Origin of the sequence: Eubacterium oxidoreducens (assembly GCF_900104415.1) — a bacterium.
Classification (GTDB): domain Bacteria; phylum Bacillota; class Clostridia; order Lachnospirales; family Lachnospiraceae; genus Eubacterium_C; species Eubacterium_C oxidoreducens.
Map to the genome: position 1 here is coordinate 131066 of NZ_FMXR01000004.1, position 20958 is coordinate 152023.

Sequence of the window (20958 nt, forward strand, 5' to 3'; positions counted from 1 at the left end):
GGTGTAGCCATGAGAAGAGGAGCTGGCAGTAAAGCCATTAGTCGTGAAGAGAAGCGACTAAAGAAAGAAAAAGAAAAGCGTATCCGTGAAGCAAATAGGATGCTCATTCCAGTTCCAAAGATAACAGTAGCATCGATGAAATTACTAAGCTTTGATCCGGCAGGAACCTTCAGATTTGAGAGGGACTGTTGGAAAAGAGTTTATAAGGTCAGAAATGCAAGTGGGATTGGAGCTGGATCTTTTGCCAAAGAGCTAAAGGCCAGTGTGAGGATAACTACCGTAATTGGTAGTGAAGGAGAAGAAAACACCTATATGACGCTCACTGAAAACGGAGAAACCTATGACGAGGTAAGGACCTACTTCTCAGAAGATGAAGAGAAGGTTGCCAAGCATATGGAAATCTCGCTGTGCAGTATTGATGAAACGATGAAGGCAGTAAATAGGAATAAGGAAAACTTCTCATATGCTTCTATGGTGCGTGGAAAGAAAGATTGGAAGAAGGAATGCATTGCAGAGGTGGTTGAGGATGTAAGCAGTTTCCGAATGGAAGCCGACTTTGGTGAAACACTATTTGTGATGCAGTATCCAGAAACGCTTAAGGGCGATGTCGTTGAGAAATTAAGAAAGATGGGATGTGAAATTGAGATCGCTTATGACTTAGATAGCATCTCTACAGCAGATCAGATTGATTTTGGCAGAACCCTTGAGCAGAAGTTTAATAGGCGAGGAAAGAGTGACTTGGAATTTCTGAATAGCTCATTTCAGATTATGTTTCTTTGTGATTCAGATGATGCGAGAGCCATTGTAGAAAAAACAATCATATCAATCCTATCAGCCGAAGGCTTCGTTATCGCTCAAAGTATTGGAGCCCAAAAGATTGCTGCTGAATCGATTAGTAGCTTAGGTCTATTGCAGTTAACTTACATGAGAAATGTAACAGTAGATGTTTTAGATCAGATAAATGTATTAGGAGGTCGGGAAGATGGAAGCAATTAAAACCAAATATGAGCAGACAAAGACATGCGATGTTCCGCTTGTAAAGGAGATGACCTCTGTACAGGATATCTTATCAGTGAAGAGTATCGATGAAGGTGGAATCTTTGAGTTGAACAACAAGATGTTTTCGAAACTGTATGTTTTAAGTGACATCAACTTTGCGGGTGTAACAGATGTAGAGCAGAAAGAAATCATTATCAATTTTGGCAAAGTCCTGAAGACAATTCCATGCAGATTTTCATACACGGTCGCAAACGAATATGTAGATGAGAAGCTGTTTCATGAAAAGATACTGTATGCGTTAAGGGGCGATAAATACGATTTTTTAAGAAGAAGTTATAACCAGGTTATTAGAGATAAGGTTTCTGATGCTAGGCAGGGATTGTATCAGACAATCTATCTGACACTTACTATCAAGGCAGAAGATATGCATGATGCGAAGCAGATGTTTATGTCTACGGATACAGCAATTAGAAGTGCATTTATTGGAATTGGTGCGAATGGAATGCAGGGATCGGTAATGAGACCAGTCGGCATCAATGAGAGAATGCAGAAGATTTATAACGTGACACATGTTGGAATCGAGAACAATTATAAGTTCGACTTTGAGAAGGAGTATGAATCTTGTCATGATTGGTTAAATACCTTGGCTCCGGCATCTGTAAGATTTGAAAATGAGATGTTCATGTTGAATAGCAGATTTGGAAAAGTGATGTATATCGAGGAATATCCGAAGTCATTGGAGTCAGACATCATCTCAAGTTTAAGCAAGTTGAACTGTACAAGCTATGTGACGGTTAATAGTGAACTTCTTGATATCGCTGGATTCAAGCAGGAAGTCGGTCGTAAGTATATGGCTGTCGGAATGAAGATTGAAAATGAGAAACAGCGTAACAGAAATAATAATGATTACTTGGCTGATGCAAGTCAGAAGCTTCTGAATGAGAAAGAGAAGTTAGATGAGTTTTCCAAGGAGATTGACACCTTGGATGAGCATTACTTTAACACCACAATGCTGGTTATGGTATTGGCAAGTAGCGAAGAGGAATTGACACAGATTGAAGAGAAGTTAAAGAACATTGCTTCTTTGAAATCTATTAAGCTGCACAGTTGTTTTGGCAAGCAGAGAGAAGGCTTTAATTCTTGCCTTCCACTTGGAATACAGGAGTTTAAGAGAGTATGTAATTTAAGTTCAACATGTCTTGCAATGTTCATGCCATATAAGACACAGGAGCTTAATGATGAGGGTGGAACCTATTATGGAGTAAACCAGCTGAGTCAGAATGCAATCTTTGCAAATAAGAAGTTGTTGAAGAACCATAATGGACTGATTCTTGGTCAGTCAGGTTCCGGTAAATCGGTGTTTGCGAAGTCTGAGATCATAAGCACATTTGTAAATAACCCTACAGATCAGATTCTTATAATCGATCCACAGTCAGAGTATGGAAATCTGTCAGGGATTACAGATGGTACGATTATCAGCTTTGATTCATCGAAGGAATTCTATCTTAATCCGATGGATGTAGATTATACGGATGTGGATTACGTGAAGCTTAGAGAGATTATCTCAGACAAGGCAGACTTTATTCTGTCATTGTTATCAAGCTGTATGAAACGAGATATCTTGCCAGAGGAGCAGGGAATCATAGATAGCGTCATTGAAAAGGTTTACTCAGAGAATTATTCACTGAGAAAGAAGTTAAATGGCGAAGCTGAGAAAGCAAGTGATTATGAGGTGCCAAGCTACATGCGAACGGAATCAGTGATGTTTGATGTAGAGCAGAATCTAAGTGTTGAAGAGCAGATAAGGGCTTATTCACCAACACTTCAGGATATTTATCAGGGGCTTTTAGATGAAGGAAGCAGCCTGGCAGCTCATTTGGCTGCAGCAATGGAGATCTTTGTTAACGGATCTTTGAACCTCTTTAATCACAGAACCAATGTCATGCTAGATAACAGATTCATTGTTTTTGATATCAGTGGTCTTAAGGATAATATCCGACTTACAGCAATGCTTGTAATGATGGAGACAGTCCGAAACAAGGTGAAGGATAACGCGAAAGAAGGCAGGTGGACACATCTTTACGTAGATGAATTCCACGAACTATTGGGAGTTCCCCAGGTAGCGGAATTTATCCTGAAGCTTTGGAAGGAAATCCGTAAGATGAGCGGTATCTTAAATGGCATCACTCAGAATATGACTGACCTTCTTAACAATGATAATGGAGGAAAGTTATCCGCTATTCTTTCTAATACGGAGTATTTTGCACTACTATCACAGTCAACTCTTGATAAAGAGAAACTTATGAAGTTCTTGCCACAGATCAGTCCAGCGATGTTTAACTTCGTTGATAATGCTGATTCAGGAACCGGACTTTTAAAGATGGGAAATGTTACTGTTCCGTTTGACATGAGAATGAGTAAGGAGTCGGAGATTTACAAGATTGTAAATACAGACGGAGGTGGATATGGCGTTTAAGAATGAAGGGGCTGACTTTAGAAGTCAGTCCCATTTTACAAATGAGATGTCTCGTTTTGTGGGAGACGAAGTAGCTAGCTTTTCTAATAATGAGACAGCTGCTGGTACTGTTGATGATATGGCAGAGAAGGCAGTAAGAGTTTCTTATGAGAAGACAAAGTCAAAGCATAAGGATATCAAAGCTCAGAGAAAAGACATAGCTAGTCAGATTAAAACTCAGGAAAAGTCTCTGAAGGAGGAAAAAGCTGAGTATGTGAAAGCGAAGCAGGAGCTTCAGGATAAGAAGGATATGCTTGAAGCCAAGATGAAGAGCCAGGGCGCCGCCAAGGAATTCAAGGAGGAGAAGGCGAAGATTAAGGAGCAGGAGCGATTCTTAAACGATAAAGCAAGCAGTATAGAGACCAAAGAACTGAAGCTAAATGAGAAAAGGGCTGAGAAGAAGGACATCAAGAAAAAAGAGAATAAGGAACGAAAAAAGCAGTCAGCTAAATTGAATGTAGCCAATATGCTTAAGGCAAAGAAGGGGATTTCCAATGAAGTTGGTGGTATCGGTGGAGTGACCGGGGATGCTTTTGAAGATGGTAAGAGTGGGCTTGTTGGAACATTCCTTCAGTACATCAATCCTTTTTATTACTTGAAGAAGTTGTTGGCTTATCTTGGAAGCTTGTTAGCACCATACGTGCTGATTTTTGCAACGATTGCGATTGTGCTTGTCATGATTATAGCTTTGCTGTTTGATGCATTATCACCGGCAATTGCAGTGCATGATGCTATCGAGAAGTTCATATCTAACTTTACGGATGATAATACCTTCGTAAATACATCGCTAAGTGTGGATAAGATCAATGAAATTATCGAGAAAGCAAATTGTGATGAAACGCAGGAAAAGGTGTTGCGGTTTGCACTGTCTAAGGTTGGCTATCCATATAGTCAGGATTACAGAACGAGTGGAAATTATTATGACTGTAGTTCCCTTGCATATTATGCATGAAAAGCAGCTGGGGTAGATATCAGTTACGGAGCGAATTATCCGCCAACTGCAGCAAGTGGAGCAAAGACACTAGAATCGGATGGAAAGTCTTTAAGTGGTACTGAATTGGAGAACCTTAAGCCGGGAGATCTTATCTATTATGGTGGATCAAATAATAATCGGTATTTAGGAATTCACCACGTAGCAATATATGTGGGGGATGGAAAGACTGCAGAAGCATATAGCACAAAGTATGGTGTTATTTATCAGTCAATGGACACAGATGACATAGTAATGGTTTGTAGACCAAATAAGAAGTAGGAGGAATAAACTATGGCAGATGAAGTAGCACAGGTAGTAGAGATGGAATACAAAGGTGTCTATTACCTATTAAAGGGTAGCCATGAGGCTATCACAACTATAATTCGAGCAATTCGAGCATTATCAAATTGGGCTCATGAAAAGAATTTGAAAAGCCCAGGAAGTAGCACTTGGCAGAAGATACAGGAAGTATCAGAGGGGACAGCACCAGTAATTGAACTCCCTAAGGAAATGTTTGAAAAGACGGTTAAGAATCCAAAGAGGTTTGGAGATGAATATATCTCTCCGTTTGAATATTACTGTCAGGAGAATAACTTGAGATATTGCATCATGCCAGATCTAAATCCTGATGATGATTACATTCCAATAGGAGTACCTTCACAGGATCTTGCAATTCATCAGAAGCAGATGAAGTCTTGGATGAGCATTCGTCAGGAAACTGAAGAAAATAAGGATAAGGATTATGATGCAAAAATTCAGGCTAAGCGAGAAGAAATTGCAAATGCAAAAACACCTGAAGAGAAAGAAAGACTAGAAGGGGAACTTGAGGAACTTGTTCAGGCGAAGGAAGAAAACAAGGATAAACTTGAAGAGACTAAGGATAAGATGAGTCGAGACAACACCCTTACTTTTGAAGAGTATCTCCGTCAGGGCAAGGGAACAAACTTTGAAAAGGACCCGGAAAAGGCGCTTGCAATAGAGCCTGATGTCGGAATTGTAAGGGAGTTTTTGCCTATCGAGTGTATGGTTCCAATTCGAGATGAAGGCTTGGTGCCAGATAGTAAAGAGTTGTTTTACAGCCAGAAAACACAGGATAATGAGCTTTTCACTATTAAGAGAACTTTTGAGCCTGATGAAAATGGTGTATTCTTCTCTGTTTATTCGGTAACGGATGCTAAAGACCCTTCTAATGTGAAGACGTTTTCTGATAGAGGAATGACAAGAGAAGCGTGGATGAAGAAGCTCCCGGAGATGCTTAAGTACGCAGGAATGCTCGCTGATCAGCCGACGACAGCCCTTGTTACGGAGGATAGGTTAAAAGCTTATATCAAAGGACTCGATTCAAATTTTTCTAAAACCCAGGATGAGGGGTCTGAAGAAAAACAGTATAGCTCAAAAGAAGCCAAGGAATTTGTTGAAGGTATTAGGCGAGATAAGGAACAGGCAGATCGATATGATGAATCGCTTTATACCACTATTACTGTGCCTGCAGCGGCAGTAATGTCAGATGGAGAAGGAAAAATGTCTCTTGAACTTGCAGGAGGTCTTGTAAGTGGTGCGCCAGTTACAAGCGCAAATAAAAAAATGGCAACACTAAAAATTAATTCAGATGACATCTTTGAAATGAAGAAGCCAGATGGAGAAGTATCTAGTATTAAGGGAAAAGACATTATTGCTGAGCTTACAAGTACAAAGAGTAAGAATGAGTCAAAGGCTATGCATCACACAGCCAGAAAGTAGGAGAGTATGGAATTTATTAAGGAGTTTTTTAAAAGCTTTCAGTATCAGGGCTCCTCAATAAAGAAACATACCAGGACAGTAGAACAGACTGTATTAATCTACGGCATAGGCACGATTCTATGTGTCTATGCCGGTTTTTTATGTGGAGCAGTTTGGATGCCTGGTAATGATTTCAATGAATTTATGAATAATTTTCAGAAGTTCATTATTGAGCAGCATCATTATATTGTAGGCGTAACACCAGCAACAATTAAGTTTGTTGGAACATTTTGGGCGGCGTTTTCAATGGCATTCATTATGATTATGACACGCTTTGAACATCCATTTGCCGGTCAGGAATATGGTGTTGCAAAGTGGGGTAATGCCAAGGAATTTACAAAGATGTTTGCAAACCATGATGAAAAGAATGAAGTCATTGTAAATACCGGAGATGAGCATATAGGTGAGTCGATTAAGGTAAATACAGCGAATTATTGGTTGGCAGAAGATGTATATCTTTCCATCAATAATGAGAAGACATCAAATTTAAATATGCTAGTAGTAGGACCTCCTGGATCGGGTAAGTCATTTAGATTAGCACGTCCAATGCTAAGTCAGTTATGTGGGAACTTTCTCGTTACAGATCCGAAGGGAGAGCTGTACAAACAGACAGGTCAGTACTTCGAGGACAATGGGTATGAAGTGATGGTTATGAATGTGGAGTCAGAAGAAGGAATGCCTATGAGTATTCACTTCAATCCCTTCGAATATATTAGAAACGAATCAGACATCATGAGCATTGCAGGAATTCTAATGAAGTCCACCACACCACAGGATGATGCAGGAGGAGGAAATGACCAGTTCTTCGAGCAGTCTGCAGAAGTACTTCTGACATCGCTGATTTACTTAATTCACTATTACTACAAGAAGGACATGCAGAATTGGAAGACTTTTGTAAAGCTTTTAGATGCTACAACAGTATTTACAAAAGCGGATGGATCTATTGATAACAGACCGGATGGAATTATGGACATCATGAAAAAAGCCCAGAAGGAATGGCATAAAGATCATGATACAGATTTCCCTGGCTATGTTGCAGTGGAGAAGTTTTATAACGGAGCAGCGGAAACAACAAGTTCTATTGTTGCTTCTTTGGATGCACATTGTAGATACATGAAGTTGAAATGTGTTGTGGATCTTTTATCGGAGGATGAGATTCATATTGGAAAGAGTTTTGGATATTCAAAACCTTCGCCAGAGAGTAAGTCAGGCAAGAGAATTCTATTTATTGTAACTAGTGAAGATAAGCGTTATTACGATTGGATTCCTAGTATGGTTTATTCATTGTTCTTTGACGAGCTCTATCATTTGACTGCAATTGATCCAAGCTTGCATGAAAGTCTTCCACAGCATCTAACATTTCTAATGGATGAATTTGCGAATGTTACACTTCCTGATTCATTTGTGGAGAAGCTTTCGACCATGAGATCAAGAAATATGTCAGCGGTCATTATCATTCAGAACCTTATTCAGCTTAAGAGAAAATTCCCTAAGTATGACATGGACAAGGATTTGATTGGTAACTGTGCCATTATAGATATTCTCGGTGCACCTGATATGGATTCCTGTGAGTACCTGAGTAAGCATTTTGGTACTCAGACCATCCATAAGGCATCCGATTCCGATGCGAAGGATTATAAGGGTTCTAGTTCAAGATCTGAGGATGTTATGGAGAAGAGCCTGCTATCTGCAGAGGATATATTCGCGATGAAGAAGGATGGGGAATGCGCCATTGTAATCAAGGGTGCAGATCCACTGTTTCAGAAGAAGTGTCAGATGGAGAATACACCATTTGTAAAGCTCTTGTGTCGAAAGCATAATCCGTATGATCCTGCAAAGCGCAATCGAGAGAGAAAGCTGGCAAGATTAGAGAATAAGGGATTTTTCTTGTCTGGCGATGATGCGAAGGAAGAGGCAAAGAAGATTCGAGAGAGTGGAGAGGTCATTGTTAGATTAACCATGGAGGATGCAGATGATTTAATAAAAGCATTTACCATTGGGGAGACAGTGTCATCACTGCCAATTATGGCAAAAGATAAAGCAATGCTAGAAGAAAACTATGAGAGGTATTTGAAGGCACATAGTCAGGATAATGGCTTTGACTACAGTGTCTTTGATGAGGATGAAGTTACAGATGAGTCTGTGAAACTCTATAAGGATAGGGTAATGTTGGCTCAGAAATTGAAGAATGCGGGTTATAGCGATGGGCAGATCATGAATCTGGTTCCTCTTATTAAGGATGGATATGGATTCGATGAGATAGAGGCATTCTTTAGTAATGACCACTCAGAAGATACGATTGAAAAATTTGTTGAAAAAATTTGCAAATAAAAATGCAGATTTAGGAACAGGCACTCCTATATGCCTTATGTAACAAGCAAGTAGAAGAGTTTATACAAGCTTGAATTTAAAGGATAAGGAGGAAGCGAATATGACTGGAACAGCAATTTTGGCAGCTGCTAGTTACACAAAGGCAATTACAAGCTTAAAGGGCGTACTGATCTCTATCGGTTCAGCAATTGGAGCAGTAATGCTTGTGTACGGTGGCATTAAGTTTGCGATGGCATTCCGCCAGATGGATCAGCAGGGAGAACATCAGGCTGTATATTCCGTTGTTGCTGGCGGCGTGCTTATCGGTCTCAGTGCATTGGTAAATGCATTGACATAAGTAACGTATTAACCGAAGTTCCGGCTGGCAACGGGAGCCGGTCGGAACTTATTTTTTGGAGGAGCAAAGAGAATGATTGATGTAGTAAAGGCACTTTATAATTGTTCTTTTACTATCTGGAATACGCTTATGAAAATAGCGATGACGCTTTTTACTACAAGTCCAAAGACTGCAGCTGGGGGCACTCCATATTCGACAGTGCATACTCTTTTTAATGCAATAAGTGATGCAACGGTTCCTATAGCGACTGTTTTCTTTTTAATAGCGCTATATAAGACAGTAGTAAGTGCACCACCAGAACAGCAGGCACAGAGATTTCTAATGGATGCACTTCGATACTGCATCATTCTATTTGTAGCTGCCAACATGTGGAAAATCATGGGCTATGTAATGGACTTTGCAGATGGAATCACAGCGAAGATGGGAACAACATCAGGATACAAGTTGACCATGAATAGTGACTTGGAATCAATTATAGATTCCACGCTAAAACTACCGGACTTTGAGCTTTCAGGAGAATGGTTCTCTGGGGTATGGACAACAATCGGATGTAGTTTGTTATTCCTGATTGCTGGAATCGTGATGGTGTTCATTATGGTGGCGTCTTGCATCTCAATTATTAGTGCAGGATTTCAGAGAATACTGAAGCCATTAGTTATCTTGCCTTTTGCAGGAATTGCTATTGCGATGGGTGCGGGGGGACACGAGATTTCAAGATCGCTTGTGCAGTATCTAAAGACGTTTTTTGGATTTTGCATATCGGGAGCGCTCATGGTTATTTGCGTAAAGACAGGTGTAACGCTGTGTACTTCGCTAGTTAACTTTGATCTCTCAGGAGCATCAAACATTTATAAGTGCGTGTTAATCACAGTGCAGTCAGCTATTACACCTATTGTAATCGCAGGACTTGTAAAGGGAACAGATAGTATGGTTCAGAGAATGATGTAGGAGGAAAAGGAACATGCCTCAGATGAATCGAAATGTAAATTTAGAGGAAATAGATTCAGATGCATTATTTGGAATCGATGCATTCAAGAATCAGACATTCATACAGAAGGTAGTATTCTTCGGATGTGTCCTTTTAGGAGTAGCAGCCAATGTGTGTATGCCTATCTTTCTAGAGACTCCAAGACTTGCTTGTATAGCAATATTTCTTGGACTTTTGATGGTAGGAATCGCATTTGGCTGTAACTATACCGAAGACATGACGTATGGAAAATATCTATATTACTTCTTCTTTAAGCCATCGAAACATCTATTGTATGAATCTACAGAGGATGTAGAGCGAATGAAGAAGAAGGCAGAAGAAATTAAGAAGGAAGAAGAGATGAAACTAGCAAGACAGAAAGCAGCAGATCCAAAGGCACAGAGAGCACTTCTGATTAAGGTTATTGCTTTTGTGCTTGTTATGGTAATCGTAGTAGCTTCAACCTTCATTTATTCCAATCATAAAAAAGGTATGATGGTACATCACACCATAGAGGAAACGGAGGAGTAGAGATTGAAAACAAAAGAATTAGAGCTTATTGAACTATCGAGGACACTCGTAGATGAGTTTTATAAGAAACAGAATGCAGGAGTCCTAAATAGCTTAAGTAAGCGTAATTATGATGAACTGTCAGTTTCAAGAGAGAAGATTTTAAGTCAGATTCGAGATGAAATGTCTCAGTATGAGGATGTCGATGGTAATGAAATGACAGAAGAGCAGAAAGATGAAGTTTTAGAGCTGGTAAGAAAAGAGCTTTGGGGTTATGGAATTATTGATGGATTAATCCATGATAAGGAGATTTCAGATATCAAAATCTATAACGACAAGCAGATTCGAGTAAAAAGATATGGCAAGCGTATGGATTCAGGAGTGAGGTTCGCTAATCGAGCAGACTATAAGAACTTTGTAACAAGATTGCTTGAAAGAAACAAAGTCAACCTTGGAACCGCAAATGCAATTCAGACTTTTACAGATGCGACCCAGGATGACTTCATTTTGCGTATAACAGCAATCAGTGGACTTCTCACAGATAGTGGGAACACTTGCATTGCAATTCGAAAGATTCCAAAGGAGAAATATACTCTTAGAGCTTTGGAACAGGCAGGAATGTTTAATCATCTTCAGCCGGATGAGGGAAGAACATGTATCGATGGAATTGTAGAGCTTAAGTTTTTGTCAGAAGTAAATGAGCAGTTTGATGCACTATTTCAGAAAATGATCGCTTCAAAGGGCATCTTGTTCACCGGTAAGGGAGCAAGTGGAAAGACAACGCTTATGAATGCAATGTTAAAAGAGATTCCTTGGGATGAATCAGTGATGATCTGTCAGGAGAATGCGGAGCTGTTTGATGAGGATCATCCGGATCTATTGGCTGCTCATGTAATGATTAGTGGTGGTGATTCAAAGGTGTCGTATAACCTTGGTGATTTAACTAGAGCAGCACTTCTTGTGGATCTAGACCGAGTGATTGTAGGTGAGGTTAAGGAAGGTAGTGAAGCAGCTGGATTATCAAAGGCTTCTATGACTGGACATAAGTGTTGGACATCCGTGCATGGTGAAAGCTGTGAGATGGCGGTAGACAAAATGGCTGACTACATTAGCCAGGCTACAGGATACAAGACGAAAGAATCTTTGAAGCAGTTATGTGGATTCGAATATGTAATTCATTTAAGAAATTTCCGTATTGACGAGATTAAGAAGATTGATGGATGGGATAAGAATACGGACTCTATTATTTTAAAGCCTGTATATCCATTCGAGGAGGTTGTGGATGAAAAGTAAGTGTGTAAAGAGAATAGCTGCAATTCTATTAGCGGGGTGTTCTGTAATCTCACTTACTGGATGCGGTATTTTTGAGACCTTAAGTGGTAACGCAAGTGGTAAGCCTACAAGCTTTTCAACAGTAGACGAATTGGAAAGCGGAAAAGCATATGTGTGGAAGAATGCAAATGAATCAGATGTGAATAAAGCATCTGGTTCTAATACCTTCCAAACTTGTATTACTGGAGATATCAACTTTACAGGGAAAGAGTTGGATGAGGTTACAGAGAATCCGAGAAGCATTTGGGTAAGTGATGAAGCAGATGAAAAAATTCCAACAGTAACAAGCAAAGATAAGTTGTTATATGTCTCGGATACAGAGGTGCCAGATTCCATTGTCTTTGAGCGCTTCGCAGATTATGGATATACCATTGGTGTATCAAATTTTATAGCAGATGGTGGTGATCATTATTACATTCCATTTGCGCAGAGTAGTGAAGATGATTACAAGTATTACATTGATTTGAAGTCAGATGCAGGTGCCTTATCAAAATTGCAGTCAATTACAAAACTGTATTTGGATAAGGTTGGTGATACAAAGCTTTCAAAGAAAACCGTATCGGATGGTGGTACTGTTTTGGGATTGCAGAAAGGTAAGTCATATGCTTGTGAATTCTATACAGGTACGTATTACCAGGATTTTAAACTTAAAGCTAATATCCACAGTTTTGGTTCATTAGAGAGGTTTGTAAGTTATGATTTCGATTTTTTACATAGCAATTGCATTGCTATTACCATTCCTGATTATTTTAAAACAGGTTATTACTTTGTAAACGGAGTCGGATTATTCAGATATGTAGCGGATGAAGATTTAGATACATACAACGGTGAAGCATACGATGAAAACGTGGATTGGAATGATCCAATTATTATCTATGATGAAAACGGTTCTGTTATATCTGATCCAAGTGATCCTGATTTTAAAGAAAAGCAGGAAGAGACAGAGATGGAACCTGAAGGCGATAGTGATGTAACAGAAGTAAAGGAGGGAGAAGCAAGTGAGTAGGTATGAGATTGTTGCTTGGGCTGTGTTAGGACTTTTGCTCGTGGCACTGTTTTACATGATTCATAAGAAGTTCAAAGAGCATAACGTCTGGGATAACTTAGTGAAACAGCATCAGGACAGCATAGGAAAGAAACTGAATTTGGAGGCAAGCTTTGTATCTAAATTTGGTTCTATCGAGAATAAGTCGCTCCTTTATAAGATGGATCGATTGATTCTAACAAGTGGATTAAAGAGATTTCTTCCATGACTCAATGGAGAGAAGTATCTAATGCTATTAATACTTTCATTTATGGGTGGAATCATAGAAGGGATTGCATTTACACATAATGTATTCATTGCCTTGTTTATCGGTGCTGTGCAGTTTGTTGCATTGTATGTAATTGTTATTGCATTAGCAGGAAAGACCTATAACGAGATTGAAGATACAACATCCTTGTTTGTGTCGATTCTTTCTAACCATTCAAAGGGAAGCTCAGATATTGTAACCATTATGCAGAATACATTGCCATCAATGAAAGGTCCAATTAAAGAGCTGATATCTAAGTTTTTATTAGATTGTGAGCAGACCGGTAATGTGGATTTAGCATTTGATTATATGAAGGAATCAACGGATAACAGACAGCTTCAGACGATTCTAGTAAACCTGAAGAACTGTATGCACTTTCAGGCAAATTATGAGGAAGTACTAGAGCAGATGATGGGGCAGATTGCAGCTAGTTTGTCAGCGAGAGAAGAGCGTAAGAACATTCTCTTTTCTATGAAACTGACACTGGTTGTTATATCAATCGCATCCGTTTTCATTGTTTTATTCATCGGAAATGGTATTGGCATTGATGTAAAGCACATATTAACAAGCAACATGGTGGGACAGGCGATACTTCTTATTACAGGAATCTTGTACCTGTTCGTAGTAGTGAAACTGTTTAGCACAGATAAGTAAGGAGGAAAAATGGTAGTAGGAATTTTAATGGTAGTATTCTTTGCTGCAGTGTTTATCTTCTTTCAGACAATTGCAATGCTTGCGCTTCATACTACTCCGCAGGAAGAAGCAAGAAAGCAGTTAAAGAAGGTAAAGGAAGCAAAAGGATTTCAGGAGTTTGTATACCAGAAGCAGATTGGGCTTAAGAAGATGGGAGCAGATGTCTTTTTGAGTGATGGAATCACAGTAGGACATTGGTATTTATATAAGACGGTATTTGCTGGCCTTGCTTCAATCATTACATTCCTTGTTTCAAAAGGAGTGATGCATAGCACAAATGCACCTATATTTACAGTACTTGCAGCTGTAATTGGTTGGAGCTTTTTGGATGTATATCTAAAGCTTATGAACAAGAGTAGCAATGAAGAAATGATGGCTGATATCTGTGAGATGAGTAGATCTGTTCTCTATGGCAAAAGAGGTGGTCAGTATATTGCGGATGCCTTAAGAGATGCAGTTATGGTAGTAGAGAATAAGAGACTAAAGATGTCGCTTATCCGTCTGAAGAATAACTTAGATGGTGGCATGTCACTAGATGAATGTCTGGATGAAATGGAGCTTAGTTTTGATAATGGTGAAATTTCAGCATTCTGTACAGTGATCAAGTCATTACAGTCAACAGGTCAGGTAGATGAGTCATTAAAAACGCTTGAGAATAACATCGAGCGTGAGCAGATTGGTGTAAATAAGAGACGATGTGTAATTCTAGAGAATAAAACAATGATGTATGTCATGATGATTGCCTTTGATATCTTAGGCGTAATTCTTTACTGCATCATTATGAAACTCTTGGAAATGCAGATCGCATTCTAGAAGGGAGGGTTTATGAAGAAGAAAAAAGAAGCAAGTGGCGTAGTTGAAAATATGTTGGTTGCACTTATCGGTATTGTAATGGGAACAGCGTTCTTAGTAATCATCTTTGGAGCCTTCTCTGGTATTAGCGATAAGTGGGCGATGAGACAGACTGCGAGAGAATACCTTTTGATTATGGAAACAGAAGGTTATCTGAAACCAGCGGATCAGAGTGCCTTGATTGCGGATTTAGAGAGCGAGGGCCTTTATAATATTTCGATTTCCGGTACGACTACAAGAGAAGTAAACTATGGAGATCGAATCTATTTAAAGATAACAGGAACCTATGATGATAATATTCTTGCCTTTGCGGGTGGAATATCAAAAGTAGCATCCCATCCGACAACCATCACTATCAATAGAACAAGTACTGCAAAGCAGTAGGAGGTGGCGATGGAAGGAATTGTATGTAAGAAAAAGGAAGCTACAGGAGCTGTTGGCTATTGCATCTTGTTTGGATTGGCACTCATCTTGGTAATTACAACGATGTACATTGCTATGGCGAGTAAGCTGATGTCAGAGCAGCATACCATAGATGATGCATTGTCAGACTCGGTTCTAGCATCGCTTGTTGCTGATGATGTTTATTATTTTGAAACAGCGGAAAGCTATGGCTATCCAGTTGTCAGATTTAGAAACAGAGATGAGTCATATAACAACTATATGGCTTGCATGAGAGATGCTATTTCTAACACGGAAGGGTTTTATTACAACTTTGAATACACGACATTCATTGAATATGAGGTGGAAGATTCACAGGTTCGGATTACAACATATTCAGGAAATGGTGGGGCTAGATCCACAAGCTATGGTCGAGTTGGAAGCGTGAAAACACCAGCAGGTGAGGTTGTAAGAAAGACATCAGCATATGCAAAGGTGACATTCGATCTAAAGAGTATTTTAGATGATAGCTATATCAGAAAAACCAGGGATATCTATTGTGCCCTGAAGATTAATTATTAGGAGGATTTAAGTTTATGTATAAGAAAAAGAATACAGAAGTAGATAAGAAGGCAAAGGACAAGGCTCCTGAGAAGGGTAAGCGAAACATTGGATTTACAGTGAAATCACTGATTATTCCATTTATCCTTGCTGCTATCGTAGCTTGCCTAATTTATCTTGTGATGACAAACATTACAAAGAATGAAGTGGTGAAAGCACATGTGGTATGTGCAACAAAGGATATCGAAGCAAATACCTTTATCGCTGAAGATAAGGTGGACGATTACTTTGAAATCAAGGATGTAGAAAAAGCAATCTTGCCTGACTGCATTTACTCAGACATCAAGGAATTACCTGATGGTGGTTTCTATGTTGAGTCTGATCTATCTGCAAGACAGATGGTCAATAAGGACGATATTGCTGAGAAGGATTCTGTTATGGATAAGTACACTGCAGAGACTCAGATGACTTCTATTAAGGTAAATGACTTTGATAACTCTGTAAGTGGAACTATCAGACATGGAGATATTGTAAATGTATATGCGAAAGATCCGTCCACAAATCAGCTTGTGCTTATGGTTGAAAACGTTTATGTAGAAGCTGCATATGATAATTCGGGTAATGAACTTACTAAGAGTTATGAAGCTGAAAATGGTACAGCAACAGCAGTTGTGTTCTCTGTAAAGGTAGCACCAGATGAGGTGGATCAGATGAATACAGCAATTAGCTATGAAGGTATTCAGTTGTATTTAGCAGGAAAGTAGGTGACACATGAATAAGGTAGAGTTGACCGGTAGACTTACGAGAGAACCGGATATCAAAATTTCATCAGGAGAGAATGGAACCAAGGTTGCGAGATATACCTTGGCGGTGGATCGCAGATGAAGAAAAGATGGGGAGGAGAGCACAGCCGATTTCATTAGTTGTGTAGCATTTGGAAAGAGTGCTGATTTTGTCGAGTCCTACCTACATAAGGGAATTAAAATTGCAGTCGTTGGAAGAATCCAGACTGGCAGTTATACAAACAAGGATGGTCAGAAGGTATATACAACGGATGTTGTTGTAGATGAGCATGAGTTCTGTGAGAGCAAGAATGCTAATACTTCTTATCCACCTTCAGCACCAGAGGATTTTGTGTCAATTCCAGATGATATTGATGAAGAACTTCCGTTTATGTAAGAGATGGAGTCTGTAAAGCGCGAGCTTTATGGGCTCTTTTCTTTTGCTTATCTCTTACGTTAATTTGGAAATCGTCGTGGGATTTGATAGCTGCCATAGCAGCTTTTAGATTTTTTTCGTTCCTGTGACGGTGATAGGAATCGGAGTAATGATGCTTATGTTCTATTATGCAGGAAGAGAAGTGAGAATATTCTTGATGAACGATGTGCCAATAATGCTTTGTGTTTTTGGACTGTATTGTAATAGCGTAACAGCCTTCCTGTAGAACATTGAAATACTTTCGATCAATGCTCCTAATATCTTTTTTTGTAAACAATAATAAACCTCCTTTTGAGTACAAAAATAAAACGGTTACAAATAAGCTTAAGTAATAAATGTTGGAATAATGGGAAGAGATTCCCTTGAATAATTAGAAAATGAATTTTATTTCGAGGAAATCTTAACATGGATAGCATGAAAAGTAAAGAAAGATAGAAAACTAATAAATTTCTTAAAGAGACATTGTAATATTTTGAGCAGTATGATATACTGGTAATGCCAGGGTTGTGCCAGGGTCAGACCCTGATAAAAACCAGGTTTGATAATGAAAAACACAATTTACAGAGGCGAGGTTTAAAACTTTTATGAATGAAAAAAATAGTGGAAGACCATCAGGCAGGGTAAAGACTGCAAAAATTGAAATATCCATTGAACCTGAAATTAAGGATGAATTTATGGAAATACTTCGGCAAGAAGGGAAAAAAGCGTCTATCGAAATAGGTGTTTGGATAAGAGAATATATAAAGAGCCGAAAGGAGCAATAGAATTTATGCCAAAATATACTTGTATTGACTTATTTGCCGGAGCAGGAGGCTTGTCAGAAGGTTTTTTGCAATCGGGATGCTTTGAGTTTTTAGCTCACGTTGAATGGGAAAAACCAATGGTTGATACATTAAGAAATAATTTAGTGAAGAGATGGGGGTATTCGGAAGAAGAAGCTAAAGAGAGAGTGATTCGTTTCGATATACAAAAAACTGATGAATTAATGAAGGGTTCATGGACAGATGAGACCATTTCATCATACGGTTCCGACAATGCAGAAAAAGTAATAAAAGAAGGTATTGATGGGTTATTAGGGAACAAAAAGGTTGACATAATTATTGGTGGACCGCCATGCCAAGCATATTCGATTGCAGGTAGGGCACAAGATCCAAATTCTATGAAGGATGATTATCGGAATTATTTATTTGAAAGTTTTGTAAAGGTTGTAGACCATTATCGTCCTAAAATGTTTGTTTTTGAAAATGTGCCTGGAATATTAAGTGCGGCACCAGGAGATCGACTTGTTATTGAAAGAATATATGAGGCTTTTGAAAAGGTTGGATATGAAATAAGAAAGCCTAATGATATGAAAAAATCAATATATTCAGCAGCAGATTTTATGGTTCCTCAAGAAAGACGTAGAGTGATTATTATTGGTGTAGAGAAAAAGAGTAATCATAGCGTAGAGGAATTTTATCAAAGTTTAGATTCTATGAAATCAAATGAACCTAAACGCACGGTCAGAGATGCAATTGGTAATATGCCAAAATTTAAACCGTTAGATAAACCCTATAAAGAAGGTAATAGAAATATTTCTCATAAACAAATAGGGAATGAGATTATTCCTCTTCATAAAGCTAGATATAATAATTTGAGGGACATAAACGTATTTAAGGTGTGGATTGAGAAATCTATGAATAACGCTTCCACACAAGAAAAACTTGAGTTTTATCATAAAGTTACTGGAAAGACATCGAATCATAATAAATATAGAAGCTTAGAATGGGATAAACCTTCTCCGACAATAGTGTCACATCTTTATAAAGATGGACTTATGTTTATTCATCCCGACGTTAAACAGTTACGTTCTATTACAATACGAGAAGCAGCTTTACTCCAATCTTTTCCTATGGATTTTGAATTTATAGGGTCAGATGCTTATTGTTTTAAAATGATAGGTAATGCAGTTCCAGTATTGTTTGCTAAAAATATAGCATTATCAATAAATAAGATATTGGAGAATGATAAGTAATGAAAAAATTAAATGTACTTGTTGCATGCGAAGAAAGTCAAAGAGTGTGCACAGAGTTTAGACGTTTGGGTCATAATGCATATAGTTGCGATATACTAGAGTGTTCAGGTGGTCATCCTGAATGGCATTTTAATCAGGATGTATTAGAAGTAATAAAAAATGGAGGTGGACGACTTCAAAACGGAAAAGACTATTATATTGAAGGGTCTTGGGATTTGATGATAGCACATCCACCTTGTACATACTTAGCAGTTAGCGGAGCAAAATGGTATTATCATCCTGATGATAAGGATTTGCCTATAGATCAAAGACGTCCTCATCCGAAGTTCCCACATAGAGCTCAGGATAGAGAAGATGGTGCAGCATTCTTTATGGCTCTTGCAAATGCAGATATTAAATATATAGCAATAGAAAACCCTGTGGGAATAATGAATACCAGATGGAGAAAGCCGGATCAAATAGTTCAACCATTTCATTTTGGTGATAGTGCATCTAAAAAAACATGCTTATGGTTAAAAAACTTACCACCATTAGAACATACAAACGTCGTTGATCCAGGAGAGTATATTGAGTTTGGAAGTGGAAAAAGACTACCCAAGTGGTATTCAGATGGATTGACTAAAACGAAGAATGCAGCAGAGAGAAGAACGTGGAGAAGTAAAACTTTTCCAGGATTTGCTAAAGCAATTGCTGAGCAATGGAGTAAATATGTTGTAGAACAGCTTGAAGAGGGGGATAAACAATAATGAATATTTATTTGAGAAAAATTCTTAAGCACGACATAACTCATCAGATTAGTGTTACGAATGAAGTGCTAAATGGGTTTTTTGGAATTTATAATGACAAAGAATCTGCGATTATGAAAGGAAAAAAGTCAGGATTTTCTGGCAATGTAGTATTTTTATTAGCTACCGATCCTAGGTTTGGTGGAGATATTAAGCAGATAATAAATGCAGAGGGAGGAATGCAGGAAGATGACATCTTACTTTTTGTAAAAGGGAAAAGTAATTATACTATCGAGGTTATTTCTGCTTCGGATTCTAGACATAGTACCTTTCTTTCTATGATGGATCTTGAACGTCATTTGGTTATTAATGTTGATGATGATCTTTATGAAGCAGATGATGATTTAGAAAGCGTAAGATTAACAAATGGTAGTAATGTACTTTTATATGGAGTTCCTGGTTCAGGAAAGAGTTGGACTATAGAGCATGAGTATTGTACAAAGGAAACTAAGGTTGATAGATTGGTTTTCCATCCGGATTATACCTATTCTGATTTTATTGGACAAATTCTGCCAAATGTATCAGAGGATGGCCAGGTAAGCTATGCGTTTACTGCGGGTCCTTTTACAAATATTCTAAAAGAAGCATATAACAATCCAAGGACAGAGTATGTTTTAGTAATCGAGGAAATTAATCGAGGAAACGCTCCAGCAATATTTGGCGAGGTTTTCCAATTGTTGGATAGAAAAGCGGAAATTTTAGATAAAGAAGATGATGGCTTTCCAATTGGAACTAGTGAATATGGAATAACAAATGCAAATATGGCTAAAATAATTTATGGAGATCCAGACCACAAGGTTAGAATACCATCAAATTTATCTATTATTGGAACAATGAATACTTCTGATCAAAATGTATTTACATTGGATACAGCATTTCAGCGTAGATGGGATATGCGTTTAATTGAAAATAGTTTTGATGAGATTGATGACAATTTTGCGAATGCAACAATTCTTGATACAGCGGTTAGATGGCAGGACTTCTGTGTTGAGATAAATAAAATTATTATTGGCAATAATGCAAGAATGACATCATCTGAAGATAAAAGATTGGGAGCGTATTTTATTCATCTTAGAGATTTACAGTATGACGATAGAGAAGAAGAAAAGTATGAAAGGGAATTTGAGGATTTAAAGAGAAGAGAACGTTATGAAAAACTGTCAGATGAAGATGCTGAAAGACTTAGACAAATAAGGGCAGCTAGAAAGCAAAATAGAAAATTTCCAGAAAAAGTACTTAAATATTTATGGGATGATGCGTTTAAATACAATCGCGAAGTAGTGTTTGAAACAGGGAAATATTCGTCATTGGAAAGCATCATTAAGTATTTTACAAATGCCAAAGGTATTGATAGGTATAATGTATTTAAAGAAAATGTTTCAGATTCTTTTAAGGCGAAGAATCAGTAAGGTGGTGTAT

At 38.3% G+C, this 20958-nt stretch carries 21 protein-coding genes and 1 pseudogene; all 22 read left to right on the top strand.

What is annotated here, in order from left to right:
• The first annotated feature begins 9 nt into the window (after positions 1–9).
• The 22 genes and pseudogenes from BLS20_RS00615 (at position 10) to BLS20_RS00725 (ending at position 20948) form a co-directional block, all read left to right on the top strand.
• Positions 10–996, top strand: a complete 987-nt coding sequence (locus BLS20_RS00615) for a hypothetical protein (RefSeq protein WP_090170939.1) — start codon at positions 10–12, stop codon at positions 994–996.
• Positions 983–3475 carry a VirB4-like conjugal transfer ATPase, CD1110 family gene (locus tag BLS20_RS00620; protein ID WP_090170942.1) on the top strand — a complete coding sequence of 831 codons (2493 nt, stop codon included), beginning with the start codon at positions 983–985 and terminating at the stop codon, positions 3473–3475. Before BLS20_RS00615 ends, BLS20_RS00620 begins: the two co-directional genes overlap by 14 nt.
• Entirely contained in the window at positions 3465–4466 is a 1002-nt protein-coding gene (locus BLS20_RS00625; protein ID WP_090170945.1) for a hypothetical protein, read from the top strand. The genes BLS20_RS00620 and BLS20_RS00625 overlap by 11 nt, the downstream gene beginning before the upstream one ends.
• Positions 4467–4571: 105 nt before the next feature.
• Positions 4572–4766 carry an NlpC/P60 family protein gene (locus BLS20_RS00630; RefSeq protein WP_031557992.1) on the top strand — a complete coding sequence of 65 codons (195 nt, stop codon included), beginning with the start codon at positions 4572–4574 and terminating at the stop codon, positions 4764–4766.
• Positions 4767–4778: 12 nt separating this feature from the next.
• Entirely contained in the window at positions 4779–6227 is a 1449-nt protein-coding gene (locus BLS20_RS00635; RefSeq protein ID WP_090170948.1) for a hypothetical protein, read from the top strand.
• Between the two features lie 6 nt (positions 6228–6233).
• Positions 6234–8597: a VirD4-like conjugal transfer protein, CD1115 family gene (locus tag BLS20_RS00640; RefSeq protein WP_090170951.1), complete on the top strand. Its 2364-nt coding sequence runs from the start codon at positions 6234–6236 to the stop codon at positions 8595–8597.
• Between the two features lie 100 nt (positions 8598–8697).
• Positions 8698–8934, top strand: a complete 237-nt coding sequence (locus BLS20_RS00645) for a hypothetical protein (RefSeq protein ID WP_074717822.1) — start codon at positions 8698–8700, stop codon at positions 8932–8934.
• Positions 8935–9006: 72 nt separating this feature from the next.
• On the top strand, positions 9007–9882 hold the full coding sequence (locus BLS20_RS00650; protein ID WP_090170955.1) for a hypothetical protein: 876 nt from the start codon (positions 9007–9009) through the stop codon (positions 9880–9882).
• A gap of 13 nt (positions 9883–9895) precedes the next feature.
• Positions 9896–10432: a hypothetical protein gene (locus tag BLS20_RS00655; RefSeq protein WP_031557979.1), complete on the top strand. Its 537-nt coding sequence runs from the start codon at positions 9896–9898 to the stop codon at positions 10430–10432.
• A gap of 3 nt (positions 10433–10435) precedes the next feature.
• The gene (locus BLS20_RS00660) at positions 10436–11704 is read left to right on the top strand and encodes an ATPase, T2SS/T4P/T4SS family (RefSeq protein WP_031557978.1); all 1269 of its coding nucleotides are present in this window, start codon (positions 10436–10438) and stop codon (positions 11702–11704) included.
• Positions 11694–12749, top strand: coding sequence for a hypothetical protein (locus BLS20_RS00665; protein ID WP_090170958.1), 1056 nt, complete (start codon positions 11694–11696; stop codon positions 12747–12749). The genes BLS20_RS00660 and BLS20_RS00665 overlap by 11 nt, the downstream gene beginning before the upstream one ends.
• A complete protein-coding gene (locus BLS20_RS00670) occupies positions 12742–12996 on the top strand; it encodes a hypothetical protein (RefSeq protein WP_090170962.1) in 255 nt (84 codons plus the stop codon). Before BLS20_RS00665 ends, BLS20_RS00670 begins: the two co-directional genes overlap by 8 nt.
• Before the next feature lie 21 nt (positions 12997–13017).
• A complete protein-coding gene (locus BLS20_RS00675) occupies positions 13018–13689 on the top strand; it encodes a type II secretion system F family protein (protein ID WP_090170965.1) in 672 nt (223 codons plus the stop codon).
• A 9-nt stretch (positions 13690–13698) separates the two neighbouring features.
• On the top strand, positions 13699–14541 hold the full coding sequence (locus tag BLS20_RS00680) for a type II secretion system F family protein (protein ID WP_090009165.1): 843 nt from the start codon (positions 13699–13701) through the stop codon (positions 14539–14541).
• A 12-nt stretch (positions 14542–14553) separates the two neighbouring features.
• Positions 14554–14964, top strand: a complete 411-nt coding sequence (locus tag BLS20_RS00685) for a hypothetical protein (RefSeq protein ID WP_031557973.1) — start codon at positions 14554–14556, stop codon at positions 14962–14964.
• A gap of 9 nt (positions 14965–14973) precedes the next feature.
• Entirely contained in the window at positions 14974–15543 is a 570-nt protein-coding gene (locus BLS20_RS00690; protein ID WP_090170968.1) for a hypothetical protein, read from the top strand.
• Between the two features lie 14 nt (positions 15544–15557).
• The gene (locus BLS20_RS00695) at positions 15558–16286 is read left to right on the top strand and encodes a CpaB family protein (protein WP_090170971.1); all 729 of its coding nucleotides are present in this window, start codon (positions 15558–15560) and stop codon (positions 16284–16286) included.
• A 7-nt stretch (positions 16287–16293) separates the two neighbouring features.
• Positions 16294–16701, top strand: a pseudogene (locus BLS20_RS00700) (single-stranded DNA-binding protein).
• Positions 16702–17324: 623 nt separating this feature from the next.
• Positions 17325–17504, top strand: coding sequence for an antitoxin (locus tag BLS20_RS00710; protein ID WP_074717795.1), 180 nt, complete (start codon positions 17325–17327; stop codon positions 17502–17504).
• Positions 17505–17509: 5 nt separating this feature from the next.
• Entirely contained in the window at positions 17510–18754 is a 1245-nt protein-coding gene (locus tag BLS20_RS00715; RefSeq protein WP_090170977.1) for a DNA cytosine methyltransferase, read from the top strand.
• Positions 18754–19500: a hypothetical protein gene (locus BLS20_RS00720; protein ID WP_090170980.1), complete on the top strand. Its 747-nt coding sequence runs from the start codon at positions 18754–18756 to the stop codon at positions 19498–19500. Before BLS20_RS00715 ends, BLS20_RS00720 begins: the two co-directional genes overlap by 1 nt.
• Entirely contained in the window at positions 19500–20948 is a 1449-nt protein-coding gene (locus tag BLS20_RS00725) for an McrB family protein (RefSeq protein WP_090170983.1), read from the top strand. The genes BLS20_RS00720 and BLS20_RS00725 overlap by 1 nt, the downstream gene beginning before the upstream one ends.
• Positions 20949–20958 lie beyond the last annotated feature (10 nt).